The following is a 26,540-nucleotide window of genomic DNA, read 5'->3' as shown; positions in this document are numbered from 1 at the left end:
GTTGCCACTATATATAGCGTTGCCGCGTCAGGCGCCAACTGCCTTTCACTTCTCGAATTCAGGAATTTTCCGATCCATGGGCAAATCGCTGGTCATTGTGGAATCCCCGGCTAAGGCCAAGACCATCAACAAGTACTTGGGTAACGAGTACGTGGTGAAGTCGAGTATCGGCCATATCCGAGACCTGCCCACCAGCGGTTCGGCTAGCGCCAGCAAGGAGCCTGCCGCCAAGCGCGGCAAGGCGGCTGCGGGCGAAGGCCCGGTGCTCACGCCAAAAGAGAAAGCGCGCAAGCAGCTGGTCTCGCGCATGGGTGTGGACCCGGATCATGGCTGGAAGGCCAAGTACGAAATCCTTCCGGGCAAGGAAAAGGTCATCGAAGAGCTGCGCCGGCTCGCCAAGGATGCTGACACCATCTATCTCGCAACGGACTTGGACCGCGAAGGGGAAGCCATTGCCTGGCACCTGCGGGAAGCCATTGGCGGTGACGACAGCCGCTACAAGCGTGTGGTGTTCAACGAAATCACCAAGAAAGCCATCCAGGAAGCCTTCTCCAAGCCAGGTGAGCTGGACATTGACCGCGTCAACGCCCAACAGGCCCGTCGTTTCCTCGACCGCGTCGTGGGTTACATGGTCTCGCCGCTGCTGTGGGCGAAGATCGCCCGTGGCCTGTCCGCCGGCCGTGTGCAATCGGTAGCGGTCAAGCTGGTGGTGGAGCGTGAGCGCGAGATCCGTGCGTTCAACCCTGAGGAATATTGGGAAGTCCACACCGACCTCGGTACTGCCAAGGGCAACAACGTCCGTTTTGAAGTGGCCCGCGAGAAAGGCGAAGCCTTCAAGCCGCTGAACGAAGCCCAGGCCATGGCTGCGCTGGAAAAGCTCAAGGCGTCCAGCTACAGCATCGTCAAGCGCGAAGACAAACCGACCAGCAGCAAGCCGTCTGCACCATTCATTACTTCCACCCTGCAACAGGCCGCGAGCAACCGCCTGGGCTTTGGTGTGAAGAAAACCATGATGATGGCCCAGCGTCTGTACGAAGCCGGCTACATCACTTATATGCGTACTGACTCCACCAACCTGTCGCAAGACGCGGTGGCGATGGCGCGTACGTATATTGAAAGCGAGTTCGGCAAGAAGTACCTGCCGGAAAAGCCGAACGTCTACAGCAGCAAGGAAGGCGCCCAGGAGGCTCACGAAGCGATTCGTCCGTCCGACGCCAACACCGAGCCAAGCAAGCTGAGCGGCATGGAGCGCGACGCTGAGCGCCTCTACGAGCTGATCTGGCGCCAGTTCCTGGCCTGCCAGATGCTGCCGGCGCAATACCTGTCGACGACCGTCAGCGTGGGTGCTGGTGACTTCGAGCTGCGTGCCAAGGGCCGTATCCTCAAGTTCGACGGTTACACCCGCGTAATGCCGCAAATCGCCAAGCCGGGTGACGACGATGTGTTGCCGGACATGGCCCAGGGCGACACGTTGAAGCTGATCAAGCTCGACCCGTCCCAGCACTTCACCAAGCCGCCGGCGCGTTATTCGGAAGCCAGCCTGGTCAAGGAGATGGAAAAGCGCGGTATCGGCCGTCCTTCGACCTATGCGGCGATCATCTCGACCATCCAGGACCGTGGCTATGTGGCGCTGCATAACCGTCGTTTCTATTCGGAAAAGATGGGCGACATCGTGACTGAGCGCCTGTCCGAGAGCTTCTCCAACCTGATGGACTACGGCTTTACCGCCGGCATGGAAGAGAACCTCGATGACGTGGCCCAGGGCGAACGCGACTGGAAAAACGTACTCGACGAGTTCTACGGCGACTTCAAGAAGAAACTTGAGGTAGCTGAAAGCCCTGAGAGCGGCATGCGTGCCAACCAGCCGGTGATGACTGACATCCCGTGCCAGACCTGTGGCCGCCCGATGCAGATTCGTACCGCGTCCACCGGCGTGTTCCTCGGTTGCTCGGGCTACAGCCTGCCGCCGAAAGAGCGCTGCAAGGCCACGGTCAACCTGGTCCCTGGTGATGAAATCGCGGCCGACGACGAGGGTGAGTCGGAGTCGCTGGTATTGCGTGGCAAGCACCGTTGCCCGATCTGCAGCACGGCGATGGACGCCTACCTGCTGGACGAGAAGCACAAGTTGCACATCTGCGGTAACAACCCGGATTGCAACGGCTACGAGATCGAAGAGGGCACTTACCGCATCAAGGGCTACGAAGGTCCGAGCCTGGAGTGCGACAAGTGCGGCAGCGAGATGCAGCTCAAGACCGGTCGTTTCGGCAAGTTCTTCGGCTGCACCAATCCGACCTGCAAGAACACCCGCAAACTGCTGAAAAGCGGTGACGCAGCGCCGCCGAAGATGGACCCGGTGAAGATGCCTGAACTCAAGTGCGAGAAGGTCAACGACACTTATATCCTGCGTGACGGCGCCTCGGGGTTGTTCCTGGCGGCGAGCCAGTTCCCGAAAAACCGCGAGACCCGTGCGCCGTTGGTGCTGGAGATCGTGCCGCACAAGGACGAGATCGATCCTAAGTACCACTTCCTGTGTGAAGCGCCGAAGAAGGACCCGGATGGTCGTCCAGCCGTGATCCGCTACAGCCGCAAGACCAAGGAGCAGTACGTGCAGACCGAAGTGGACGGCAAGCCTACCGGCTGGAAAGCGTTCTACGACGGCGGCAAGTGGAAGGTCGAAGACAAGCGCCAGGGCGCTTGATCCGCCGAATACGCCGAAGATCCAATGTGGGAGGGGGCTTGCCCCCGATAGCGGTGCATCAGTCATACACATGTCGGCTGATAGACCTCTATCGGGAGCAAGCCCCCTCCCACATTTGCATCGGCGTGTTTGTGTAAGTGAAGTTCCTTCTCACGTAAGCAGCCGTACATGGCACTTGCAGTCGACTCGGCTGATCCGTGACACTGTTCAGCCAGCATCACGCCTATTCGTTGTGGAGATTTGCCGTCATGGCCAACGAACTCTATACCCGTACCAATCAGAAAATTTACTTCGCGGGTTTGTCCCTGGAAGCCCTTGGCCGTGCCGAGGAAGGGAAGGAGATGAATGCTATCGCGTTGGTCCAGGCGGGGCGTGAAGCAGCTTTATTTCACCTGTACGGCGCGTTGCTGGGGCTGTGTCATGAAATCGCCGGCTTCTACCGTTTGCCACAGGCCGGTTCGCCCCGTGCGGAAATGATCATGAACCGTGAAGTGCTGGAGAGCATGGCGATTCCTGAGCTGTCGGAACTGGTAGAAATGGCCCAGAGCCCTGACAGCTGGGTGGCGCGCCTGCTCAAGGCCCATGCCGATATGTTCCAGCCGCCGCGTGTTCCCCACGTACCTAAGGGGGATGTGACTCAGCCGTTGATCGTGGCAATTGCGCTGGAAGAGGACGAGCCGAAGCCGCTGAGCCGGGAAGAGTTGGAAGGCTGGCGTCAGGAGCTGAAAAAGATGGCGCTGCGCTTTCGTGAAGGCCTGAACGAGTGTTGAAGCTTGGGCGTGCGCAGAAAGCACCGTTCATCAAGCTGTAAAGAAACCTCGCCAGAACCTCAACGAGGCTGGGAGGATGACTGATATAATCCCGGCCTTTGGTGGAGAACAGACTTTTATGCCGACGTCCTTTCTGGAAATTGTTGAGTTGCCTGACGGCCGAATCGAGCTGCGCCGGGCTGAGGACGAGGGTTCTCTGGTTATCCTGGATTTTTCCGAGGACGCAAAAGCGTTCCTGCAAGGCCAACACGTGGAAGTGGCAAAAGCCATGTTGAGCGTGGGCGTGCAGATGGCTGGCCGCCTGGCGGAAGGCGAACCGGAAAAAGAGGATGGTTCGCGGGTTCTCCACTGAATGTGGATTCGCTGTTGTGGTGATCGGGCTTCTGTGGTGAGCGGGCTCACCATAATGAGCATGCTCACCACAGAAGCCCGCTCCGTTCCCTTATAAGGCCTGGCCTTTTATCCCAATCGAATATTCAAACTCTGTGCATCGCCCGTGCGTGCTGCGCTGACCAATTGCTGCTTGGCTGCCGCATTCAGCGGGTTCAGCCAGCTCACCACAGTATGGCTACGACCCAGGCGCAACGCCTCACATGTCAGCTGCTGCGCACTTTGCGCACCACGCGGTTGTAGCAGCAGGATACGCTCACGGTTAAGACCGGCGTCCCGTAGCCAGGCCTGGGTCAGGCTGGCGGGTGGGGCGATCAGGGTCAGCCAGCGTGCATCCTGCTCTTCGCTCAGATCACGAAGAATCGGCGCCAATAGGCTCAGGCAGCTCCCAGCCGCACCGCGCAACGACAGTTCACTGAACGCCTCGGGTTCGGCGCTCCAGGGCGCCTCGACCGTTTCCTTGAGAATGGGCGAAAGGGGTTGGGCCATAAAGGCCTCGAACAGCGACAGTTGAGTGTGTTGTGGGGTGTGTATGAGCTGCATGGTGCCTCCTCTAGCGGCGAATGACGCCGACGCTCAAGCCTTCGATCACCAGGTCCTGATCTTTCAGGTTCACTTCAATTGGAGCGAACTCAGGGTTCTCAGCCAGGAGCCAGACCTTGCTGCCTTCGCGCTTGAAGCGTTTAACGGTGACTTCATCGCCGATGCGAGCGACGACGATCTGGCCATTACGGGCTTCGCGGGTGGTGTGGACGGCCAGCAGGTCGCCATCAAAGATGCCCACGTCTTTCATGCTCATGCCGTGTACCCGCAACAGGTAGTCGGCACGCGGATGGAAGAAGGTGGGGTTGATGTTGCAGGACTCCTCGACGTGCTGCTGTGCCAGGATCGGCGCACCAGCGGCAACACGGCCGATGATCGGGAGTGTCGATTCGTCGGCCTTGGCTTCGAAGCCAGGGATACGAATACCGCGCGAGGCACCGGGCGTCATCTCGATCGCGCCTTTGCGAGCGAGGGCCTTGAGGTGTTCTTCAGCGGCGTTGGGGGACTTGAACCCCAGTTCCAGCGCAATTTCGGCTCGTGTCGGCGGGTAGCCGTTGTCATCGAGGCAGCGCTTGATAAAAGCCAGAATCTCAGCTTGGCGTGGCGTCAGTTTTAGCATGTTGATCGCTCTGTCTTTTTATACAGTGACTGGGATTATATACAGTGGACTGCGCTTGGCAATCATCCTTTTGTTCGCCTCCGCTGGACGGTCGTTCGCCATCCTTCCTACAGCGCAGAGATAGCGCTGCCTACAGACCCGTAAGGATGTGATTAAATAGTGATGAAATAGATGACTACCCGGCCGGAAAGCGAACCCGCAGGCTTGACAAGACACACCCTGAAACGTATGTTTCAAACAAGTGTTTGTCAGGCGGAGTAGTCATGGCCCAGTCGGAAACCGTTGAACGCATTCTCGATGCTGCCGAGCAATTGTTCGCGGAAAAAGGATTTGCTGAAACTTCATTGCGGCTGATCACCAGCAAGGCCGGGGTCAACCTCGCTGCCGTTAACTACCATTTCGGCTCGAAAAAAGCCCTGATCCAGGCGGTGTTCTCGCGCTTCCTGGGGCCGTTCTGCGCCAGTCTCGATCGTGAACTTGAGCGTCGCCAAGCCAAGGCCGACCACAAACCCAGCCTCGAAGAGCTGCTGGAGATCCTCGTCGAGCAGGCCCTGGTGGTTCAGCCTCGCAGCGGTAACGACCTGTCGATCTTCATGCGGCTTCTAGGCCTGGCGTTCAGCCAGAGCCAAGGCCACTTGCGGCGCTACCTGGAAGACATGTACGGCAAGGTTTTCCGTCGCTACATGTTGCTGGTCAACGAAGCGGCGCCGCGTATTCCTCCTATCGAACTGTTCTGGCGCGTGCACTTCATGCTCGGTGCGGCAGCGTTCAGCATGTCCGGGATCAAGGCATTGCGTGCGATTGCCGAGACCGATTTCGGCGTTAACACCTCCATCGAACAGGTCATGCGCCTGATGGTGCCGTTTCTCGCCGCAGGCATGCGCGCCGAGACCGGCGTGACCGACCCTGGCATGGCCGCCGCGCAACTGCGCCCACGCAGCAAATCTGCACCAGCCCCCGCCAAGGTTTGACGGTGCCGGGTGTGCGCGGCACCTTGCATCCGCTAAGCTAGCCGCCATGTCGAATTCAGCTATTTACTCGCAACCCGTTGTGCTTGCTGCGCTTATCGCGTGAAGCAAGGGCAACGGGTTGTTTGCGTTATTTAAGGAAGGTTTATGACTGCTGCCCTGCAAGGTTCTTTGATGGTCGACGTCGCCGGTACCTGGCTGACGGCCGAGGATCGCCACTTGTTGCGCCAGCCTGAAGTGGGCGGCCTGATCATTTTTGCGCGCAATATCGAGCACCCGCGCCAGGTGCGGGAGTTAAGTGCGGCGATTCGTGCCGTGCGCCCAGACCTGCTGCTGGCCGTCGATCAGGAAGGCGGTCGTGTACAGCGCCTGCGTCAGGGATTTGTGCGCCTGCCGGCCATGCGCGCACTGGCGGACAACTCCAACGCTGAATACCTGGCCGAGCAGTGCGGCTGGGTCATGGCCACGGAAGTGCTTGCCGTCGGCCTGGACCTGAGTTTCGCCCCGGTACTCGACCTGGACTACCAGCGCAGCGCCGTGGTCGGCACCCGTTCCTTCGAGGGCGACCCCGAGCGTGCCGCCGTGCTCGCGGGCGCCTTTATTCGTGGCATGAACAGCGCCGGTATGGCCGCCACGGGCAAGCACTTTCCGGGTCATGGTTGGGCTGAGGCCGATTCCCACGTCGCCATTCCCAATGACGAACGCAGCCTGGAACAGATTCGCGCCAATGACCTGGTGCCTTTCGCACGCCTGAGCAAGCAATTGGCAGCAGTGATGCCGGCGCACGTCATCTACCCACAGGTTGACGCCCAGCCCGCCGGCTTCTCCCGCCGATGGTTGCAGGACATCCTGCGCGGCGAGTTGCAATTTGACGGCGTGATTTTCAGCGATGACCTGTCCATGGCCGGTGCCCATGTGGTCGGCGATGCGGCCAGTCGTATCGAAGCGGCATTGACGGCCGGTTGTGACATGGGGCTGGTGTGCAATGATCGTGCAGCAGCCGAGCTTGCTCTGACTGCGGCGCAGCGGATGAAGGTCACACCGTCTGCCCGTATTGCGCGGATGCGCGGGCAAGGGATTGCTTCGGCGGAGTACAAGCAGGATCCGCGCTGGTTGGCAGCGCTTAGGGCGTTGCGGGATGCTCAGCTGATCGACTGAAGACTGAGTCGCTTCTATCGGGGGCAAGCCCCCTCCCACATTTGTATGTGGGGGGCTTGCCCCCGATGGCGATCCGCCAGTCAGCGCTTCTCTTGCTTATTGGGCAGCGGCGCAAACAACGCTTCAATATCCTCGTTGGCCAACTGCCAATCCCCGGTGGTTCGTCCATCCAGCACACCCGCCGCCAGGTCGGACTTTTCTTTTTGCAGGTGCTGGATTTTCTCCTCCACCGTGCCTCGGGCAATCATCTTGTAGACGAACACCGGCTTCTCTTGCCCGATGCGATACGCACGGTCGGTCGCCTGGTTTTCCGTTGCGGGGTTCCACCACGGGTCGTAGTGGATCACCGTGTCTGCTTCTGTGAGGTTCAGGCCTACACCGCCGGCCTTCAAACTGATCAGAAAAATCTGCAACTTGCCGCTCTGGAAGTCCTTCACCGGCGTGCGCCGATCCCGGGTTTGGCCGGTGAGCAGTGCGTAGGTAATGCCGCGCTTTTTCAGTTCGACTTCGATCAGGCTCAGCATCGAGGTGAACTGGGAAAACAGCAGGATCCGCCGGCCTTCGGCAAACAGCTCGTCGAGCATGTCCAGCAGGCTGTCGAGCTTGCCCGAGCTGCTGCCACGGGCGGGCAGGGTGGCGTCGTTGACCAGGCGCAAGTCGCAGCACACCTGGCGCAGCTTGAGCAGCGCTTCAAGGATGATGATCTGGCTGCGCGCCACACCTTTGCGGGTGATCTCGTCGCGGACCTTCTTGTCCATGGCCAGGCGCATGGTTTCGTACAGATCGCGCTGGGCTTCGTTAAGGTCGACCCAGTGGATGATTTCGGTCTTGGGCGGCAATTCTGTCGCCACTTGTTCCTTGGTGCGGCGCAGCAGGAAGGGTTTTATCCGACCGTTGAGGTGCTGCAATCGCACTTCGCTGGCGCGCTTTTCGATGGGCACGCGGTAGTCACGGTTGAAGCTTTTTACGTCGCCCAGCCAGCCCGGCAGCAGGAAGTGGAACAGCGACCACAGCTCGCCCAGATGATTTTCCAGCGGCGTGCCACTCAGGCACAGGCGCTGTCGTGCATTCAACTCACGCGCTGCCTGGGCCGCTTTGCTCGACGGGTTCTTGATGTATTGGGCTTCGTCGAGGATCAGCACATGCAAGGGCAGGGCAGCGAGGGTGTCGATGTCCTTTGGCAGCAGCGCGTACGTGGTAAGAAGCAGGTCATAATCCTGCAGATTGGCGAAATGTTTCTTACGTGTCGCGCCGTACAGGGCTTGCACCCTGAGTTGCGGAGTGAAGTGGGCTGCCTCGTCGAGCCAGTTAGGAATCAGGCTGGTGGGCATCACCACCATGCACGGTCGATCCAGGCGCCCGGCGATCTTTTCGCTGAGGATATGCGCCAAGGTCTGTAGGGTTTTGCCAAGGCCCATGTCATCCGCAAGAATACCGCCGACGTCCAGCTGGCGCAGCGACTGCATCCAGCTCAGGCCTTCCAGCTGGTATGGGCGCAAAGTCGCGTTCAAGCCTTCGGGCGCGACGCAGGTGAAGTCCTTGATATCCCGCAGACGTTGGGCAAAGTTGCGGATCTTCTCACCGCCTTCCCATTGCAGCGGCAGGTCTTCCAGCGGGTTCAACCGAATCGCATCGGCCTTGGCCAGGCGCAGCGTGGTGGTGCCGGCTTCCTGTAGGTAAAACTCGCCAAGGGTTGCCAGTACTGGCTTCAGGCGTCCGTAAGGCAATGCCACTTGCAGTGGGCCGTGGCCGTTGGGCAGGCCAGGGATGTTCACCAGGATCAGTTCGTCATCGCGACGGCGTGCGAGTTTCTCCGGGTTGAGAATCTCGGTGTGAGAGCGCATCAGGTTCAGCAGAATCGGCAACAGGCTCAGCCGTTCACCGTTGACGATGATCCCCAGTTCCAGGTCAAACCAGTCGCGCTCCGGCCCTTCGTCGACGGTGGCGTACCAGTCGTCCACCGTGCTCAGGTCGAAACCGAAATCCTCATCAATCTGCAACTCCCAACCTTCGGTGCGCAAAGTGGGCGAAACGTTGAGGGTGAAGTTCAGCCAGGCACTGTCATTGACCATCTCGAACAGCTCGCCAGCGCTTTCCGGCAGTGCCTTGCTCTGGCGTGTGGCGATCTTGAAGCCCAGCAGGCGCAGTTGTTCGCGATAGGGTTGTTCCAGCCCCGGGTGGCGCTTGATGCGCAGGCTCTGGGTTTCCTGGCGTACGATAATGTCGGCGTTCTTTTGCCCGCTGACATAGTGGCCCAAGTAGTTGAACGACAGCGCCGCACGGTGCTGGATATAGCGCTGCATCCTGCCGTTGCGCGGTTCGAACGCACTGAACTCGACACTCGCCAGCCACAGGCGCGGGATCGGCAGCACGTCTTCCATTACCACCTGCGGTAACACCACGCGGTTGTCCAGCACAGCCTGGAGCTTCTCCAGCAGCTCGGCATCCTGGGCGGCGGCCGGGTAGGCCAGGGTTTCCTGGACCTTGAGCAAGACGGCGGCGATATGTTTGCAATTGGTATGCACCGGGCAGGTGCAGCGGCTGTCCACCAGGATCAGCGAGCCCTTGGCCGATTCGCGCAGCGAGATGGTCTGTCGGTAAACGTTGCCGCCCGAGCCTTCGCAGTTGGCGATGATGGTGCTGTCACCGGATTCGACGATGCGTACCCGATTCTCCAGCGCATAACGTCGCCCGCGCTCCAGGCTCTGCTCTTTGAAGCGATTGGCCCACGAAGGGGCCAGGGGTTTGGTCAACGACGACGTCTGGGGCATGGCGCTGGATCAGTCCTGAATGTCAGGCGGGGGTGCGCTGGGCGGCTTGGCGGTCAGCGAAGTGATCTTGATCAGCAGTGCGAGGTGACCACCATCGAGGTAGTTGAGTTGGTTGTTCTTGGTGCGCACGTCGGTCTGGTTCAGGTGCTCGCTGGCAATCACACTGCCGTTGCTGTCGAACTGATTGACCCAGAATTGCGCGTCGATATCGGTAAAACGCCCCAGTTGCAGGTTCAGCGTGCCCTCGATAGGGAACTGGCCGAACTGTTCCTGGCCGTCGGTGATCGCGATTTTGACCGGTTGTTCGCCGAGGTTCTGTTCCCAGGCCTTGTGCGCCAGCACGGTGTAGCTGTTATCGGCGCTGAGCTTGTCGACGATGTTGTTCAGGCGCGGCGGGCTCATTTTATCGCCCAGGCGCACGGCCCCGGCATCCCAGTTTTCCGGCGCGGCGCGGCTGTTGATCACCGGTTCCGCATTTTGGCGCACCAGGATCATTTCTACCTGGTACGGGCTGTCGGCAAATGCCGAAGGCGCCAATACCACCAACAACAAGCTCAGCATGCGGAACAGGCGCATTGGGGCGTCCTTCAAACAGATTTCGAGATGAGACGCTCAAACAGCGCCTCCAGGGTATTAAAGCGTTCTTCGGCACGTTCCATCGGCACCATGAACTTGAACAGCGTAGCCCCTTCGAACTTGTAGCGGTTGGGCTGGCCCTGGATCAGCTTGATCAGCACCAACGGGTCTACCGGCGTCTGCGCTTCGAACTCAATACGCCCGCCCTGCGGCCCAGCGTCGACTTTCTTTATACCGAGCTGCTCGGCCTGCAATTTAAGCAGGGTCAGGCGCACCAGGTTCTTGGTCGGTTCCGGCAGCAGGCCGAAGCGGTCGATCATCTCAACCTGCAAGTCCTTGAGGCCTTCTTCGTCGGTGGCCGAAGCGATGCGCTTGTACAGGATCAGCCGTGCGTGCACGTCCGGCAGGTAGTCTTCGGGAATCAACGCCGGCAAGCGCAGGTTGATTTCCGGACCGCCGCCCAAGGGTTGGTCGAGGTTGGGTTGCTCGCCCTTGCGGATGGCCTTCACCGCACGTTCAAGCATCTCCATATAGAGGGTGAAACCCACTGCCTGGATCTGCCCGCTCTGGCCGTCGCCCAGCAGTTCGCCGGCGCCACGGATTTCCAGGTCGTTGGTGGCCAGTACAAAACCGGCGCCGAGGTCCTGGGTGTTGGCGATCGCTTCCAGGCGCTTTTCGGCGTCGGACGTGATCTGTTGGCGCGGCGGCGTCAGCAGGTAGGCGTAGGCCTGGTGGTGACTGCGACCGACGCGGCCACGCAGTTGGTGCAACTGCGCCAGGCCGAATTTATCGGCGCGCTCGATGATGATGGTGTTGGCGCTCGGCACGTCGATGCCGGTCTCGATGATGGTCGAGGCGATCAACACGTTGAAGCGCTTGTGATAGAAGTCGCTCATCACCTGTTCGAGTTCACGTTCGCGCATCTGCCCGTGGCCGATGGCGATCCGCGCTTCCGGCACCAGTTCGGCGAGGTCGGCGGCGCATTTCTCGATGGTTTTCACGTCGTTGTGCAGGTAATACACCTGGCCGCCGCGCAGCAATTCCCGCAGCAGGGCTTCTTTTACCGTGCTTTTGTTCTGCTCCATGACGAAGGTGCGCACCGAGAGGCGGCGCGCCGGCGGCGTGGCGATGATCGACAGGTCGCGCATGCCCGACACCGCCATGTTCAGCGTGCGTGGGATCGGCGTTGCTGTGAGCGTAAGAATATCGACTTCACTGCGCAGGGCTTTGAGCTGCTCTTTCTGGCGCACGCCGAAGCGGTGTTCTTCGTCGATGATCACCAGGCCCAGGTTCTTGATCTTTACGTCGTCCGACAGCAGTTTGTGCGTGCCGATCACGATGTCGATCTTGCCTTCGGCCAAATCGGCGACGGCAGCGTTCACTTCCTTGGCCGACTTGAAGCGGCTCATCACTTCGACGGTCACCGGCCAGTCGGCAAAGCGGTCGCGGAAGCTGTTGTAGTGCTGCTGGGCGAGCAGGGTGGTCGGCACCAGGATCGCGACCTGGCGGCCACCGTGTACGGCGATAAAGGCGGCGCGCATGGCCACTTCGGTCTTGCCGAAACCCACGTCGCCACACACCAGGCGGTCCATCGGCTTGGGCGCGAGCATGTCGGCGCGCACGGCTTCGATGGTGGTTTGCTGGTCCGGAGTTTCTTCGAACGCGAAGCCGGCGCTGAAGGTGGCGTAGTCGGCTTTCGGGTCGGCGAAGGCATAGCCTTCGCGGGCGGCGCGGCGGGCATAGATGTCGAGCAGCTCGGCGGCAACATCGCGAACCTGCTCGGCAGCCTTGCGCTTGGCCTTCTGCCAGGTCTCGGAGCCCAGGCGGTGCAACGGCGCCAGGGCGTCGTCGCTGCCGGTGTAGCGGGCAATCAGGTGCAGGCTGGCGACCGGCACGTAGAGCTTGGCGCCCTCGGCGTATTCCATGGTGAGGAATTCGGCGGCCTGGTTATCGATCTCCAGGGTCTGCAAGCCGAGGTAGCGACCCACGCCGTGGTCGATGTGCACCACCGGCGCGCCTTCGCGCAGTTCGGTGAGGTTTTTGATGACTGCGTCGTTGTTGGCGTCGGCACGTTTTTCGCGACGGCGACGCTGCATCACGCGCTGGCCGAACAGTGGGCTCTCGGCAATCAACGCCAGGGCCGGGTCATCCAGCAGCAGGCCCTCGTCGAGTGGGGCGATGGTGATCGCCAGGCGCTCTTTGCCTTTTACAAAATCCGGCCAGCTGTCGACGGTTTTTGGCCGCAGCTTCAGGCGCTCCAACAACTCCAGCAGCACCTCACGGCGGCCGGCGGACTCGGCGGTAAACAGCACGCGGCCGGGGAAGTCACTGATGAAGTTGGACAAGGCCTCCAGGGGCTGCGTGGCTTTGGATTGAATCGCCAAGTCCGGCAGCGTGGCCGCCGGGAAGCGCTCACGGCCGCTTCCGGCTTCCACATCCTGCTGGCTGGCCACCACGCGCGGCCAGTTTTTCAGGCGGGCGAAGCAGTCTTCCACGGGCAGGAACAGCTCGGCCGGCGGCAATAATGGACGGGACGGGTCGACGCGGCGCTCTTCGTAACGGTTGCGCACGTCATTCCAGAAGTTTTCCGCGGCTTGCTCGATGCCCGGCAGCGAGAACACTTGGGTGTCCTGGGGCAGGTAGTCGAACAGGGTCGAGGTTTCGTCGAAGAACAACGGCAGGTAGTACTCGATACCGGCCGGGGTAATCCCGCTGCTCAAGTCCTGGAAGATCGGGCAGCGACGGAAGTCGACATCGAAGCGTTCACGAAAGCGCGCCTTGAAGCGGGTGACCGCGTCTTTTTGCAGCGGGAATTCCCGTGCGGGCAGCAGCTTGACCGAGTCGACCTTGTCGATGGAGCGTTGGTTTTCCGGATCGAAGGTGCGCAGGGTCTCGATTTCGTCATCGAACAGGTCGATGCGGTACGGCAACTTGCTGCCCATCGGGAACAGGTCGATCAGCGCACCGCGCACCGCGAACTCACCGTGCTCGTACACCGTGTCCACGCAGCGGTAGCCGCTGGCTTCGAGGCGCGTGCGCATCTGTTCCACGTCGAGCTTCTGGCCGATATCCAGCACCAGGCTGCTGCCCAGCAGGAACTTGGTCGGGGCCAGGCGATGCAGCGCCGTGGTAATCGGCACCACCAGCACGCCGTGGGCCAGTTCCGGCAGACGGTACAGGCTGGCGATGCGCTGGGAGATGATGTCCTGGTGCGGCGAGAACAGGTCGTAGGGCAGGGTTTCCCAGTCGGGAAAATGCAGCACCGGCAAATCGGGGGCGAAGAAGCTCAGCTCCTGCTCCAACCGTTCGGCACTTTGGCTGTCGGCGGTGAGCAGCAGGGTAAAGCGCTTGGCTGCGCTGGCAGCCTCAGCAATGGCCAGGCTCAGGGCGGCACCGGGCAGATTGCCCCAGTGCTGTTTACCTGCCGCGGCAGGGAGTAGCGGTAGACGCAGAACGGGCACGGAAGGTTGAGCTCCAAGCGTTGCGACAAAGTCGGTAATTGTAACGGGCCAAGGTGCCGCCTGTCAGTTGCTGACTGTGCCTATTACGGTTTGTAGGAAATGTAGTGGCTAAGACAAACAATGGCGTGTTTTGACTCAATATGTAGTGCCAAAAAGCGCGAATGTTTAGGAGGGTTACGGACAAGTCGGACGACTCGTCCAACTAGTGGCCTTCTGGAACCCGCGTATTTACTGGGCTGCAGCGGGGCGGTATTTTTTAGCAAGGACTTTTTGTTGGCTGGCGCGCATTGCGACGAGGGCGGTCGGGCGGCATAATGTAGCCCCTTTTTTCAGCCCCTACATGTGGAAGGTTCCCGTGACTCAGAAGCCCGACCAGTGTCTTGGTGAATGGATCGACCGTGAAGCACTCGCAGAAGCGATGATCCCGCTTATCGGTCAGCTGTACCGCAATAACAATGTGGTGAGCTCGATCTATGGCCGCAGCCTGATCAACCAGTCCGTCATCGCGATTCTCAAGGCGCACCGCTTTGCGCGCCATCGCTCTGCCGACGACAGCGAACTCTCCGTCCACGAAACATTCCCACTGCTCAAGGCCATGAGCGAGCTCAAGCTCGGCGCGGCCTCGGTAGACCTGGGCAAGTTGGCGTACAAATTCCGCAAGGAAGGCGCCGGCCGCACCGCCGAGCAGTTCGTGCGTGAAGAAATGGCCGATGTGGTTGGCCAGCAAAACGCAGCAGCCCGCAAAGGCACTGACGTTGTGCTGTACGGCTTCGGTCGTATCGGCCGCCTGCTGGCGCGCATCCTGATCGAAAAAACCGGTGGCGGCGACGGCCTGCGCCTGCGTGCCATTGTTGTGCGCAAAGGCGCCGACAACGACCTGACCAAACGCGCCAGCCTGCTGCGCCGCGACTCGGTACACGGTCCGTTCAACGGCACCATCGTCATTGACGAAGAAAACAACACCATCACCGCCAACGGTAACCTGATCCAGGTGATCTACGCGAAGAACCCGTCCGAGGTGGATTACACCCAGTACGGCATCAAGGACGCCCTGCTGGTGGACAACACCGGCGTATGGCGTGATGCCGAAGGCCTGGGCCAGCACCTGGCTTGCCCTGGTGTTGATCGCGTTGTTCTGACCGCGCCTGGCAAGGGCAAGCTGAAGAACATCGTGCACGGCATCAACCACGGTGAAATCACCGCTGACGACAAAATCGTCTCCGCCGCTTCCTGCACCACCAACGCCATCGTGCCGGTGCTCAAGGCTGTGAACGACAAGTTCGGCATCGTCAACGGTCACGTCGAAACCGTTCACTCGTACACCAACGACCAGAACCTGATCGACAACTTCCACAAAGGCGATCGCCGTGGCCGTAGCGCCGCGCTGAACATGGTCATCACCGAGACCGGTGCTGCTACCGCTGCTGCCAAGGCGCTGCCTGAGCTGGCCGGCAAGTTGACCGGTAACGCGATCCGCGTTCCTACGCCAAACGTGTCGATGGCCATTCTCAACCTGAACCTTGAGACTGCCGCCAGCCGTGAAGAGATGAACGAGTACCTGCGCTACATGGCGCTGCACTCCGATCTGCATAAGCAAATCGACTTCGTCAATTCCCAGGAAGTGGTATCCACCGACTTCGTCGGTTCGCGCCACGCCGGTGTGGTGGATGCCGAAGCGACCATCAGCCAGGACAACCGTGTTGTGCTGTACGTGTGGTACGACAACGAGTTCGGCTACAGCTGCCAGGTGGTTCGTGTGATGGAAGACATGGCCGGGGTCAACCCGCCTGCGTTTCCGCGCTAAGCATCAGCAGTAGATGAAAAAGCCCCGACTGGTTCGGGGCTTTTTTATGGCTGTGGGTTTCGGGCTGCCTGTGAGGGCCTCATCGGGGGCAAGCCCCCTCCCACAGTTTGATTTGTGAATATATTCAAATGTGCGAGGTGGCTTGCCCCCGATAGCGGTCGTTCAGCCGACGCATCAATTGAGCAACTGCCCGCGCAAGCTGTCCGACAACCCCTTCGGCGCCAGCCAGATACCCATATAGGCTTTCGCCAATTCAGTATCTCGACTGCTGAACACCACCTGGCCATTGATCTCCAAGTTCAAACCGCGCCCCGACCGAAAATCCAGGGCGTAACGATCCCCGCTGCGGATATTGCGAAAGCGCGCATGCAGTTGATCCAGCTCAGGCTTCAAACGAGCACTGGCTTGCTGGCGCTCCAACGTCGCGGTGGCGGCCTTTATCACATCGTTGCGGTCGATGTCGCGAAAGTAATACAGCACAAGGCGCAGGTCCTGTTGTTGTGCCCAGGCCTGTCTGGCGCTCACATCCGCAGAAGCATACAACGCGGCAGCGTACACATCGGCCCACAGGTAGGTGAGCACCGCCTGGTTTTTGCGGGCCAGGCCCTCGAACTGTGCGGGGAAATCAGCCTGCTTGAGTCGGTCGGCGTCATTGGCGTGAGCCGTGATCGACATCATCAGCATCAAACAGATAAAGAGTTGTCGCATAATGGTTCATCCCGAAATTGGCGCTGATTTGCGTCATGTAGTATGGCAAGACTGGCCTACGACGCGACCAAGGGTTAATGTGCGCGGCGTTGACCCTTATATAGACTGTGCCCCGGTTCACACACTTGAGCCAAATTGTCCTTCATGACCGCTGGCCGCGGCATGATTTAGCCAGGCGTCCAACCGTACGCCTGGCCTGTTCTGAGGAGTACGCATGGCTGTCTACAACTACGACGTGGTGGTACTGGGTTCCGGCCCGGCTGGAGAAGGTGCGGCGATGAACGCCGCGAAGGCAGGGCGCAAGGTGGCGATGGTCGATAGCCGTCGCCAGGTCGGCGGTAACTGCACCCACCTGGGTACCATCCCGTCCAAGGCCTTGCGTCACTCGGTCCGCCAGATCATGCAGTTCAACACCAACCCGATGTTCCGGGCCATTGGTGAGCCGCGCTGGTTCTCTTTCCCGGACGTGCTCAAGAGCGCCGAGAAAGTCATCTCCAAACAAGTGGCCTCGCGCACTGGCTACTACGCGCGTAACCGCGTCGACCTGTTCTTCGGCACCGGCAGTTTTGCCGACGAGCAAACCGTCGAAGTGGTCTGCGCCAACGGTGTGGTCGAGAAGCTGGTGGCCAAGCACATCATCATTGCCACCGGGTCGCGTCCGTATCGTCCGGCGGACATCGATTTCCACCACCCGCGTATCTACGATAGCGACACCATCCTGAGCCTGGGTCACACCCCGCGCAAACTGATCATCTACGGCGCCGGCGTGATTGGCTGTGAATACGCCTCGATCTTCAGCGGCCTGGGTGTATTGGTGGAGCTGGTGGATAACCGCGATCAGTTGCTGAGCTTCCTCGACTCGGAAATTTCCCAGGCGTTGAGCTACCACTTCAGCAACAACAACATCACCGTGCGCCACAACGAAGAGTACGAGCGGGTCGAAGGCCTGGATAACGGCGTGATTCTGCATCTCAAATCCGGCAAGAAGATCAAGGCCGACGCCTTGCTGTGGTGCAACGGTCGTACCGGCAACACCGACAAGCTGGGCATGGAAAACATCGGGGTCAAGGTCAACAGCCGTGGCCAGATCGAAGTGGATGAGAACTACCGCACCTGCGTGCCGAACATCTACGGCGCCGGTGACGTGATCGGCTGGCCAAGCCTGGCCAGTGCGGCACATGACCAGGGCCGTTCGGCCGCTGGCAGCATTGTCGATAATGGCAGCTGGCGCTACGTGAACGACGTGCCGACCGGGATCTACACGATTCCCGAGATCAGCTCGATCGGCAAGAACGAGCACGAGCTGACCAAGGCCAAGGTGCCTTACGAAGTGGGCAAGGCGTTCTTCAAGAGCATGGCGCGTGCACAGATCGCCGGCGAGCCCCAGGGCATGCTGAAGATCCTGTTCCATCGCGAGACCCTGGAAGTGCTCGGCGTGCATTGCTTCGGCTACCAGGCTTCGGAGATCGTGCACATCGGCCAGGCCATCATGAACCAGCCGGGCGAGCAAAATACCCTCAAGTATTTTGTGAACACCACGTTCAACTACCCGACCATGGCTGAAGCCTATCGGGTAGCGGCCTACGATGGCCTCAACCGGCTTTTTTGAGCGGCTCCGGCCGGTGGCCTGAGCCGGCCGGGGAGACCGATTTCAGTAATTCCCGAGAGTGGCAGTGGCCAAACCGGGAAAGTCTGTAATCAGGCTATCTACGCCGAAGTCGGCGAGCCTGCGCATCAGCGCAGGTTCGTTGACCGTCCACACCGACACATGCAGACCCTGGCGCTGGGCTTTCTCCAGACGTTCAGGGGTGCACAGCGTCCAGTTCAACGCCAGATACTCACAGCCATAGTTCTGCGCGACCTTCAGCGGGTCGAGCCAGGCGTATTCGGCCACCAGTCCACGTGACAGGTCCGGGGTGAGATCAACCGCCGCTTTCAACACTTCCCGCGAGCTTGAGGTCACGGTGACCTTGTCCATCAAGCCGAAACGTACCGCCATCTCGCGGATTGCCAGCACCGTAGTTGCGGCGCGGGTGCGCGAGGCGCTTTTGACTTCCAGTTGCCAGTGATCGAAGTCGCATTGTTCGAACAGCTCTTCCAGACGTGGGATCGGGCAGGGTTTGACCCAGCCTGGGCCGCCTTTGCGGGCGTCCATCTTCACCAGGTCTGCCGCCGAATACTCGACGACCTTGCCGCGCCGGTCGGTGGTGCGCTTGAGGGTCGGGTCGTGGATGACCATCAGCTCGCCGTCCATAGACAGGTGCAGATCCAGTTCGCAACGGCGTACGCCGTGCTTGAGGCATTCCTGGAAGCTGGTCAGGGTGTTTTCCGGTGCTTCGCCTTTGGCACCGCGGTGGCCGTAAATCAGGGTCACAGTTGCTCCTATGCGCCAGGCTGGCTGGCGGAGTGAATACGATTTCAGAGGTCGTCGCTTTGTTCCCGCGCCAGGCGGCGTTCCTGGGCCTGTTTCTGCAGGATGTAGCGGGCCAGCAATTGGCGCTGGGCATCGGTCATGGACTCGAATTCCGTGCCCACGTCAAAGCCATCGCCCTTGGGATCGCAATGGGTGACCCGCGCCCGCAGCAGCAGGCCGAGCGCCTGGGGCATCAGTACCAGCTTGACCGCCAGATGGACGCCGGTGGCCAGGGGGGCAGGGTGCTGGAAGTCGATGCCGCCTTCGGAGAGGATCACCGGCTGCGGTGCGCCCACCTCGTCCAGCAGGCCGCGCGCCATGATCTGGCTGAGCAGGTCCACGCGTTTGTTCTGCACACGCAGGAAGGCGGCGAGGGTGCGGTCCTTTTCGCTCAGTTGGCGCAGCAGGTGCTGGGCTTCGAACTCGCTCAGGTGCAGCTCACTGAGCAGGTTGAACAGCGGTGAATCATCCAGCAACACTTCCTTGCTCGCCGCTTCGGGGGCCGACAGGCTTTTGATTTGGAGTGCGATCATGTCGTCGATACGGTAGTATTCGCGGCGCTCTTCTTCATCTAATGTCGACATGGCGAACCCCAGGTAACGGTAATGGTCAGAGTGTAAAGCTGCTTACCAGACCCCGCCACCGGGACGTCTTCTTTTCCTCCGAACAAGCCCCGACATGTTCAGACCTCTCTTCGTATTTATTGGCACGCGTTATACCCGTGCAAAGCGCCGCAATCATTTTGTGTCGTTCATTTCCTTGACCTCGATGATCGGGCTCGCCTTGGGCGTGGTCGTGATGATTGTGGTGCTGTCGGTGATGAACGGCTTCGATCATGAGATGCGCACCCGCGTGCTGGGCATGGTGCCCCACGCGACCATCGAGTCCGGTGAGCCGATTAACGACTGGCAAAGCCTGGCCGCCAAGGTCAAGCAGAACCCCAAGGTCGTCGCCGTTGCGCCGTTTACCCAGATGCAGGGGCTGCTGACCCATGATGGCAAGGTGCAGAAGATCCTGCTCAATGGCATCGACCCGGCCCAGGAACGCAACGTGTCGATCATCGACAAGTTCATGTTGCAGGGCAAACTCGACGACCTGGCCCCCGGCAGCTTCGGCATCGTGATCGGCGACAAGGCGGCGGCCAAGCTCGGCGTGGGCCTTGGCGACAAGCTGACCTTCGTCGCGCCGGAAGTCACCGTGACCCCGGCCGGCATGTTCCCGCGCATGAAGCGCTTTACCGTGATCGGTACCTTCCATGTGGGCGCTGGCGAAATCGACGGCTACCTCGGCCTGACCAACCTCACCGACCTGGCCCGCCTGCAGCGCTGGCAGCCGGACCAGGTGCAGGGCCTGCGCCTCAAGTTCAGCGACCTGTTCGACGCCCCGCGCGGCGCCTGGGACATTGCCCAGAACTTGGGTGAAACCCAGTATTACGCCCGTGACTGGACCCGTACCCACGGCAACCTGTACCAGGCCATCCGCATGGAAAAAGCCATGATCGGCCTACTGCTGCTGCTGATCGTCGCTGTCGCCGCGTTCAATATCATCTCCACGCTGGTGATGGTGGTGAACGACAAGAAAGGCGATATCGCCATCCTGCGTACCCTTGGCGCCACGCCGGGGCAGATCATGGCGATCTTTATGGTGCAAGGCACCGTGATCGGCGTGGTCGGCACCTTGATCGGCACCGCGGTGGGCATTCTGGCCGCGCTGAACGTCAGCGCCGCCATCGCGTTGCTAGAGAAAGTGATCGGCCACAAGTTCCTCAACGCCGACGTCTACTTCATCGACTACTTGCCGTCCCAGGTTCAGGCCCAGGACGTGTTGATGGTGGGCGGCGCTGCGTTGGTCCTGAGTTTCCTTGCCACCCTGTATCCAGCCTGGCGCGCGGCACGTACCCAGCCAGCACAGGCCTTACGTTATGAGTGAATTGGGCATGAGTGAAAAAGCAATCCTGAGCTGCCGCAACCTGGGCAAATCCTACGAGGAAGGCCCGGAGTCGGTGGTGGTGCTGTCCAACCTGCAACTGGAACTGCATCCGGGCGAGCGCGTGGCGATCGTCGGCAGTTCCGGCTCCGGCAAAAGTACCTTGCTGAACCTGTTGGGCGGCCTTGATACGCCGTCCCAGGGCAGCGTGTGGCTGGCCGGCGAAGAGTTGTCGGCCTTGAATGAAAAGGCCCGAGGCCAACTGCGCAATCGTTCGTTGGGTTTTGTGTATCAGTTCCACCACCTGCTGCCGGAATTCACCGCCCTGGAAAACGTGTGCATGCCGCTGCTGATCGGCAAGACTGCGATCCCGGAAGCCCGTCAGCGTGCCAAGGCGCTGCTGGAGCGCGTCGGCCTCGGCCATCGCCTGGAGCACAAACCGGCCGAGCTGTCCGGCGGCGAGCGCCAGCGTGTGGCAATTGCCCGCGCCCTGGTGAACAACCCGGGCCTGGTAATGCTCGACGAGCCCACCGGCAACCTCGACTCCCATACCGCCCAAGGCATCAAGGACTTGATGCTGGAACTGAGCACCCAGATGCGCACCGCGTTCCTGGTGGTGACCCATGACATGAGCATGGCCCGCCAGATGGACCGCGTGCTGCACCTGCAGGAAGGTCATCTGGTCGCCATCTGACCCGTTTCAAGCCCGACGCCTGGCGTCGGGCTTTTTCAATTTTTCAGGCGGTGCCCGCGAATGTTCAGACCGTTATCGATTTTCATCGGCACGCGCTATACCCGCGCCAAGCGCCGCAATCGTTTTGTTTCATTTATCTCGATGACCTCGATGATCGGCCTCGCCCTGGGCGTGTTGGCGATGATCGTGGTGCTGTCGGTGATGAACGGCTTCCAGCGCGAAATGAGCTCGCGCATCCTCGGCATGGTGCCCCACGCCACTATCGTCGGTGTGAACCCGATTGATGATTGGCAGCCGGTGGCCGCCGCCGCGATGAAGAATCCACAAGTCACCGCTGCGGTGCCATTCACGCAGATGGACGGCATGTTCTCCTACAAGGGCGCCATGCAGCCGATCGAGATCAGCGGCGTTGACCCGGCCCAGGAAGGCAAGGTGTCGATCGTGGCCCAGCACATCGTGCAGGGCAAACTCGAAGACCTGAAGCCCGGCGAGTTCGGCGTGGTGGTCGGCGAAATCACTGCACGGCGTTTTCGCTTGAATGTGGGCGACAAGCTCACCCTGATCGTGCCGGAAATCAGTACCGCGCCAGGGGGTATCACCCCGCGTATGCAGCGCTTGAACGTGGTCGGGATCTTCAAGGTCGGCGCCGAGCTGGACGGCTCCATGGCGTTGATCCACATGGCTGACGCGGCGGAAATCCAGCATTGGCAGCCGAACCAGGTGCAGAGCGTGCGTCTGGCCGTGAAGGATTTGTACGCGGCGCCCAAGGTGTCGACGGACATTGCCACCGGCCTCGGCGCGGCCTACAAGGCGGATGACTGGACCCACACCCAAGGCAGCCTGTTCAGCGCGATGAAGATGGAAAAGACCATGATCGGCCTGTTGTTGCTGATGATCGTTGCCGTGGCGGCGTTCAACATCATCGCTACGTTGATCATGGTGGTAAACGACAAAGGCGCGGACATCGCGATCCTGCGCACCATCGGCGCCACGCCCCGGCAGATCATGGCGATCTTCATGGTGCAGGGCACTGTGATTGGCATTGTCGGCACCTTGATCGGCGGCGTGTTGGGCGTGATTGCAGCGCTGAACGTGAGCGAACTGGTGGGCTGGGTCGAGCGGGTGAGCGGGCAGCATATCTTCAGTTCGGATGTGTATTTCGTCAGCAACCTGCCTTCGGAGCTGCAGGGTGGGGATGTGCTGCTGATCTGCACGGCGGGCTTTGTGTTGAGCTTTTTGGCGACGTTGTATCCGGCGTATCGGGCGGCGAAGATTGAGCCGGCGCATGCCTTGAGATACTCCTAGTGTTTTAGACCGCTATCGGGGGCTTACCCCGATAGCGCCCGCCCAGCTTGCATCAATCCTGGTTGGGCAACTCAATCACAAACCGGGTAACCCCCGCCTCGGACTCACAAAAAATCCTCCCCCCATGCGCCCGCACAATCGACTGGGTAATCGCCAGCCCCAGCCCCGCGTGCTCGCTGCTGCCTTCATGTCGTGCCGGATCGGCCCGGTAGAACCGATCAAACAGCCTCGGCAGCACATTCGCCGGGATGCCTGCGCCGGTATTCTCCACGGTCAGTTTCGCACCCCGTTCATCGTCGCTCATGCGCACACGCACCTCGCCGCTTGCCGGGGTAAACCGCAGCGCGTTATCCAGCAAGTTCGACAAGGCCCGGCGCAACATGCCGCGATCCCCCGCTGTGTGGGCAGTGCCTTCGCGCACCAGCGAGACCTGCGCGTCCTCCGCCAGCAACGCAAAAAACTCCAACAACGCCTCCACTTCATCAGCCAGTGCCAAAGGTTCGCGCTTGGGCACCAACAAACCATGATCCGCCTTGGCCAGGTACAGCATGTCGTTGACCAGTTGCGCCATCCATTGCAGCTCTTCGAGGTTGCTGTGCAGCGCCTCGCGGTAGTCCTCCAGCGGCCGCGGCTGGGTGAGGATGACCTGGGTCTGGGTCAGCAGGTTCGACAGCGGCGTGCGCAGTTCATGGGCGATATCGGCAGAGAACGCCGACAGGCGCTGGAACGCATCGTCCAGTCGACCCAGCATGGCGTTGAAGGCCTGGGCCAGCTCAGCCAGTTCCACCGGCATATGCTGCTGAGGCAGGCGTTGGGTGAGGGAGTGGGCCGACACACTGGCGGCCACTTCACCCATGCGCCGCAACGGCCGTAACCCGCTGCGTGCAGCCCAGGCGCCGAGGAGCGCGGTGGCCAGGGCGCAGAGTCCGACCGTGAGCCAGATCAAATGCTGCATGCGTTGCAAGAAATGTTGATGGTGAGTGATGTCGAGCATCAGGCTCAGTTGCGGTGAGTCGGCTTGGCCAGCGTTGAGGGGCGCGTTGTAGACGCGGTAGTCGGTGCCGGCGTTTTGCAGGTTATGCAGGCCAGGCGCGGAGGGCAGGGTGACGCTCGGCGCATCGTCCAGCCAGCGCTGGTCGGCGTAGGTAATGCGCAGTGCAAGGTCGGGCTGTCGGTTGAGCTCAGCGCGCAGTTGCGCCTCACGTTGGCTGAAACCTTGCAGCGAGTCTACGCCCTGCAAAGTGCTGCGCAACGCCACCAGTTTGCTGTCGAGTTGCTGCTGGTCCAACTCGATAAAGTGCGCCTCACTGGCTTGATTGAACAGCACCCCTGCAATCAGCGAGACCACCGCCGTGCAGGCGGCAAACAACAGCGCCAGGCGGCTGGCGAGGGACAGGTGCTTGATCAATTGCAACGTTCCTCCAGCACATAGCCCATGCCGCGCACGGTGTGGATCAGTTTAGTAGGGAAGCTGTCATCGACCTTGAGGCGCAGGCGGCGGATCGCCACTTCGATGATGTTGGTGTCGCTGTCGAAGTTCATGTCCCACACCTGGGAGGCGATCAGCGACTTGGGCAGCACTTCGCCCTGGCGGCGCAGCAGCAGTTCCAGCAGGGCGAACTCCTTGGCGGTCAGGTCGATGCGTTGGCCGTCCCGTTCGACCCGGCGGCGAATCAGGTCCAGACGCAGGTCGGCCAGTTGCAGGGCGGTTTCCTGCGGTGCGCTGCTGCCGCGCCGCAACAGGCTGCGCACCCGCGCGAGCAGTTCGGAGAAGGCAAACGGCTTGACCAGGTAATCATCGGCGCCCAGCTCAAGGCCATGCACGCGGTCTTCTACCGCGTCGCGGGCGGTGAGGAACAGCACCGGGATATCCAGGCCCGCGCTGCGCACGGCTTGCAGGATCTGCCAACCATCGCGGCCAGGCAGCATCACATCGAGGATCAGCAGGTCGTAGTCGCCAGTCAGCGCGAGGTGCTGGCCGCTGGTGCCGTCGGCCACCAGTTCGGTGGTAAATCCCGCCTCGGCCAAGCCCTGGCGCAGGTAATGGCCGGTTTTCGGTTGGTCTTCGACGATCAGCAGTTTCATGGGCAACTCTTGGCAGCGGGTGACGAGGGGCTTTATACCGTGGAGGCGAGGGCAAGGGCGCAACCTGACAAAGTTGTAATCTAGCAGTCAGCTGGCTGGCAGCGGCGTAATCTTAAAGTGCCGCGCAGGCTGGTTTTATATTTTTGGAGAACAAAGATGACGTTGCGTACACCCCTGTTGTTGGCGGGTTGCCTGTTGGCGTTGAGTTTCAATGCGATGGCGGATGCCGCCCATACCTACGCGTTTGGTCAACCCGCTGCGGCTGACAAGGCCACGCGCACCGTGGAAGTGACGCTGCAGGACATTGCCTTTGCGCCCAAGTCCCTGGATGTAAAAGCCGGTGAGACGGTGCGCTTCGTATTGGTCAACAAAGGCCAGTTGCTGCATGAATTCAACCTCGGCGACGCGGCGATGCATGCGGCGCATCAGAAAGAAATGTTGCAGATGCAGGCCAGCGGCATGCTCACGTCCACCGGCATGGGCAAGATGGACCACAGCGCCATGGGCCATGGTGCGATGAAGCACGATGACCCGAACAGCGTGTTGGTGGAGCCCGGTAAAACCGCTGAGCTGACCTGGACGTTCAGCAAGGCCACCGGCCTGGAGTTCGCCTGCAACCTGCCCGGGCATTACCAGGCTGGCATGGTCGGAAAGCTTAACGTCGAATGACCGCAACGTGCAGTTGCCCTGCGAGCTTCAAGGCGGTATCTACGGAGGGTGTGGGTAGTGGTGCGGTTTTTGAGGCAGCGCAAAGGCTGGTAGACTGGCGCGGTTTATTTAGCCAGGTTTCCGCCATGCATCCCGCAGCCGAACATTCGCCGCTGGGCAAGTCCAGTGAATACATCAGCACCTACACGCCTTCATTGCTGTTCCCGATTCCGCGCGCCGCCAAGTGGGCCGAGCTGGGCCTGAGTGCCGCGACCCTGCCTTACAAGGGCGTGGACTTCTGGAACTGCTTCGAACTGTCCTGGTTATTGCCGTCGGGCAAGCCGGTGGTGGCCATCGGTGAATTCAGTATCCCGGCAGACTCGCCGAATATCATCGAATCCAAGTCCTTCAAGCTGTACCTCAACTCGCTGAACCAGACGGCCTTTGCCGATACCCAAAGCCTGGAAGCCACACTGCGCGACGACCTGAGCGCCGCCGCCGGCAAGCCGGTGACCGTGCGCATCCGCCGTCTGGCCGAGATCGAGGCCGAAGGGGTGATGGCGTTGCCGGGTGTGTGCATTGACGACCTCGACATCAGTGTCAGCAACTACGAGCACCCGCTGCCGGAACTGCTGCGTTGCGATGACTCGCGGATCGTCGAGGAGAGCGTGCACAGCCATCTGCTCAAGTCCAACTGCCCAGTCACCAGCCAGCCGGACTGGGGCAGCGTGGTGGTGGAGTACCGTGGTCACGCGCTGGATCATGCCAGCCTGCTGGAGTACATCGTGAGTTTTCGCCAGCACTCAGACTTCCATGAGCAGTGTGTGGAGCGCATCTTCCTGGACTTGCAGCGCCTGCTGAAGCCGGAGAAATTGACGGTGTATGCGCGGTATGTGCGACGCGGCGGGTTGGATATAAACCCGTATCGCAGTACGGAGGATGTGCCGTTCCAGAATGTGCGCCTGGCTCGTCAGTAAGTAAATGTGGGAGGGTGCCCCCTCCC

General features: G+C 60.7%; 22 protein-coding genes. 12 read left to right on the top strand and 10 right to left on the bottom strand.

The features are described 5' to 3' along the window. The first annotated feature begins 76 nt into the window (after positions 1 to 76). From topA to EJD88_RS05290, 3 genes are all read left to right on the top strand, one after another. The gene (gene topA / locus EJD88_RS05300) at positions 77 to 2,698 is read left to right on the top strand and encodes a type I DNA topoisomerase (protein WP_158877090.1); all 2,622 of its coding nucleotides are present in this window, start codon (positions 77 to 79) and stop codon (positions 2,696 to 2,698) included. 248 nt (positions 2,699 to 2,946) lie between these two features. Next, entirely contained in the window at positions 2,947 to 3,468 is a 522-nt protein-coding gene (locus tag EJD88_RS05295) for a DUF6586 family protein (protein WP_099587431.1), read from the top strand. 118 nt (positions 3,469 to 3,586) lie between these two features. Continuing rightward, a complete protein-coding gene (locus tag EJD88_RS05290; RefSeq protein ID WP_032889274.1) occupies positions 3,587 to 3,820 on the top strand; it encodes a hypothetical protein in 234 nt (77 codons plus the stop codon). A gap of 107 nt (positions 3,821 to 3,927) precedes the next feature. Here the strand turns inward: EJD88_RS05290 and sulA are convergent, their stop codons facing one another. Together sulA and lexA are read right to left on the bottom strand one after the other, a co-directional pair. Next, positions 3,928 to 4,401: an SOS-induced cell division inhibitor SulA gene (gene sulA / locus EJD88_RS05285; RefSeq protein ID WP_099587430.1), complete on the bottom strand. Its 474-nt coding sequence runs from the start codon at positions 4,399 to 4,401 to the stop codon at positions 3,928 to 3,930. A gap of 10 nt (positions 4,402 to 4,411) precedes the next feature. Next, positions 4,412 to 5,020: a transcriptional repressor LexA gene (gene lexA / locus EJD88_RS05280; protein ID WP_003172575.1), complete on the bottom strand. Its 609-nt coding sequence runs from the start codon at positions 5,018 to 5,020 to the stop codon at positions 4,412 to 4,414. Between the two features lie 263 nt (positions 5,021 to 5,283). Here lexA and EJD88_RS05275 point away from each other — a divergent pair, with 263 nt between their 5' ends. Together EJD88_RS05275 and nagZ are read left to right on the top strand one after the other, a co-directional pair. Beyond that, positions 5,284 to 5,991 carry a TetR/AcrR family transcriptional regulator gene (locus EJD88_RS05275; RefSeq protein WP_099587429.1) on the top strand — a complete coding sequence of 236 codons (708 nt, stop codon included), beginning with the start codon at positions 5,284 to 5,286 and terminating at the stop codon, positions 5,989 to 5,991. Between the two features lie 144 nt (positions 5,992 to 6,135). Continuing rightward, on the top strand, positions 6,136 to 7,146 hold the full coding sequence (gene nagZ, locus EJD88_RS05270; RefSeq protein ID WP_099587428.1) for a beta-N-acetylhexosaminidase: 1,011 nt from the start codon (positions 6,136 to 6,138) through the stop codon (positions 7,144 to 7,146). Between the two features lie 80 nt (positions 7,147 to 7,226). On the opposite strand, the gene EJD88_RS05265 is transcribed toward nagZ, so the two are convergent. The 3 genes from EJD88_RS05265 to mfd are packed head-to-tail and all read right to left on the bottom strand — an operon-like array spanning position 7,227 to position 13,954. Further along, positions 7,227 to 9,917, bottom strand: a complete 2,691-nt coding sequence (locus tag EJD88_RS05265; RefSeq protein ID WP_158877088.1) for a DEAD/DEAH box helicase — start codon at positions 9,915 to 9,917, stop codon at positions 7,227 to 7,229. A gap of 9 nt (positions 9,918 to 9,926) precedes the next feature. Beyond that, positions 9,927 to 10,493: a CsiV family protein gene (locus EJD88_RS05260; protein ID WP_099587426.1), complete on the bottom strand. Its 567-nt coding sequence runs from the start codon at positions 10,491 to 10,493 to the stop codon at positions 9,927 to 9,929. Between the two features lie 11 nt (positions 10,494 to 10,504). After that, positions 10,505 to 13,954, bottom strand: coding sequence for a transcription-repair coupling factor (gene mfd / locus EJD88_RS05255; protein WP_158877086.1), 3,450 nt, complete (start codon positions 13,952 to 13,954; stop codon positions 10,505 to 10,507). 340 nt (positions 13,955 to 14,294) lie between these two features. Between mfd and EJD88_RS05250 the strand changes: the two genes are divergently transcribed. Next, entirely contained in the window at positions 14,295 to 15,758 is a 1,464-nt protein-coding gene (locus EJD88_RS05250) for a glyceraldehyde-3-phosphate dehydrogenase (protein ID WP_099587424.1), read from the top strand. A 174-nt stretch (positions 15,759 to 15,932) separates the two neighbouring features. On the opposite strand, the gene EJD88_RS05245 is transcribed toward EJD88_RS05250, so the two are convergent. Beyond that, a complete protein-coding gene (locus EJD88_RS05245) occupies positions 15,933 to 16,466 on the bottom strand; it encodes a chalcone isomerase family protein (RefSeq protein WP_158877084.1) in 534 nt (177 codons plus the stop codon). A 214-nt stretch (positions 16,467 to 16,680) separates the two neighbouring features. Between EJD88_RS05245 and sthA the strand changes: the two genes are divergently transcribed. Beyond that, positions 16,681 to 18,075 carry a Si-specific NAD(P)(+) transhydrogenase gene (gene sthA, locus EJD88_RS05240; protein ID WP_003189670.1) on the top strand — a complete coding sequence of 465 codons (1,395 nt, stop codon included), beginning with the start codon at positions 16,681 to 16,683 and terminating at the stop codon, positions 18,073 to 18,075. 42 nt (positions 18,076 to 18,117) lie between these two features. Here sthA and EJD88_RS05235 read toward each other — a convergent pair whose 3' ends face one another. After that, the gene (locus EJD88_RS05235) at positions 18,118 to 18,840 is read right to left on the bottom strand and encodes a glycerophosphodiester phosphodiesterase family protein (RefSeq protein WP_099587422.1); all 723 of its coding nucleotides are present in this window, start codon (positions 18,838 to 18,840) and stop codon (positions 18,118 to 18,120) included. Positions 18,841 to 18,884: 44 nt separating this feature from the next. After that, positions 18,885 to 19,463, bottom strand: coding sequence for a PilZ domain-containing protein (locus EJD88_RS05230; protein WP_158877082.1), 579 nt, complete (start codon positions 19,461 to 19,463; stop codon positions 18,885 to 18,887). Positions 19,464 to 19,557: 94 nt separating this feature from the next. On the opposite strand from EJD88_RS05230, the gene EJD88_RS05225 reads away from it, so the two are divergent. From EJD88_RS05225 to EJD88_RS05215, 3 genes are read left to right on the top strand one after another with little or no spacing between them, the layout of a single operon-like run. Continuing rightward, positions 19,558 to 20,808, top strand: a complete 1,251-nt coding sequence (locus tag EJD88_RS05225) for a lipoprotein-releasing ABC transporter permease subunit (RefSeq protein ID WP_158877080.1) — start codon at positions 19,558 to 19,560, stop codon at positions 20,806 to 20,808. Positions 20,809 to 20,815: 7 nt separating this feature from the next. After that, entirely contained in the window at positions 20,816 to 21,499 is a 684-nt protein-coding gene (gene lolD / locus EJD88_RS05220) for a lipoprotein-releasing ABC transporter ATP-binding protein LolD (RefSeq protein WP_024074097.1), read from the top strand. Positions 21,500 to 21,559: 60 nt separating this feature from the next. Next, positions 21,560 to 22,804 carry a lipoprotein-releasing ABC transporter permease subunit gene (locus EJD88_RS05215; protein ID WP_099587419.1) on the top strand — a complete coding sequence of 415 codons (1,245 nt, stop codon included), beginning with the start codon at positions 21,560 to 21,562 and terminating at the stop codon, positions 22,802 to 22,804. A gap of 52 nt (positions 22,805 to 22,856) precedes the next feature. Here EJD88_RS05215 and EJD88_RS05210 read toward each other — a convergent pair whose 3' ends face one another. Beyond that, the gene (locus tag EJD88_RS05210) at positions 22,857 to 24,212 is read right to left on the bottom strand and encodes a heavy metal sensor histidine kinase (RefSeq protein WP_158877136.1); all 1,356 of its coding nucleotides are present in this window, start codon (positions 24,210 to 24,212) and stop codon (positions 22,857 to 22,859) included. After that, positions 24,209 to 24,889 (bottom strand): heavy metal response regulator transcription factor, encoded by a 681-nt coding sequence (locus tag EJD88_RS05205; RefSeq protein ID WP_099587418.1) that lies wholly within the window; start codon positions 24,887 to 24,889, stop codon positions 24,209 to 24,211. The genes EJD88_RS05210 and EJD88_RS05205 overlap by 4 nt, the downstream gene beginning before the upstream one ends. Before the next feature lie 156 nt (positions 24,890 to 25,045). Between EJD88_RS05205 and EJD88_RS05200 the strand changes: the two genes are divergently transcribed. Together EJD88_RS05200 and queF are read left to right on the top strand one after the other, a co-directional pair. Further along, complete coding sequence (locus EJD88_RS05200) at positions 25,046 to 25,558, top strand: plastocyanin/azurin family copper-binding protein (RefSeq protein ID WP_099587417.1); 513 nt, start codon at positions 25,046 to 25,048, stop codon at positions 25,556 to 25,558. A gap of 125 nt (positions 25,559 to 25,683) precedes the next feature. Further along, positions 25,684 to 26,514, top strand: coding sequence for an NADPH-dependent 7-cyano-7-deazaguanine reductase QueF (gene queF / locus EJD88_RS05195; RefSeq protein ID WP_158877078.1), 831 nt, complete (start codon positions 25,684 to 25,686; stop codon positions 26,512 to 26,514). Positions 26,515 to 26,540 lie beyond the last annotated feature (26 nt).

This window comes from Pseudomonas sp. PB105, assembly GCF_009764655.1.
Lineage (GTDB): Bacteria > Pseudomonadota > Gammaproteobacteria > Pseudomonadales > Pseudomonadaceae > Aquipseudomonas > Aquipseudomonas cyclaminis.
The sequence above is the reverse complement of the archived record's forward strand: the minus strand, read 5'-3'. Positions and strand labels throughout refer to the sequence as shown.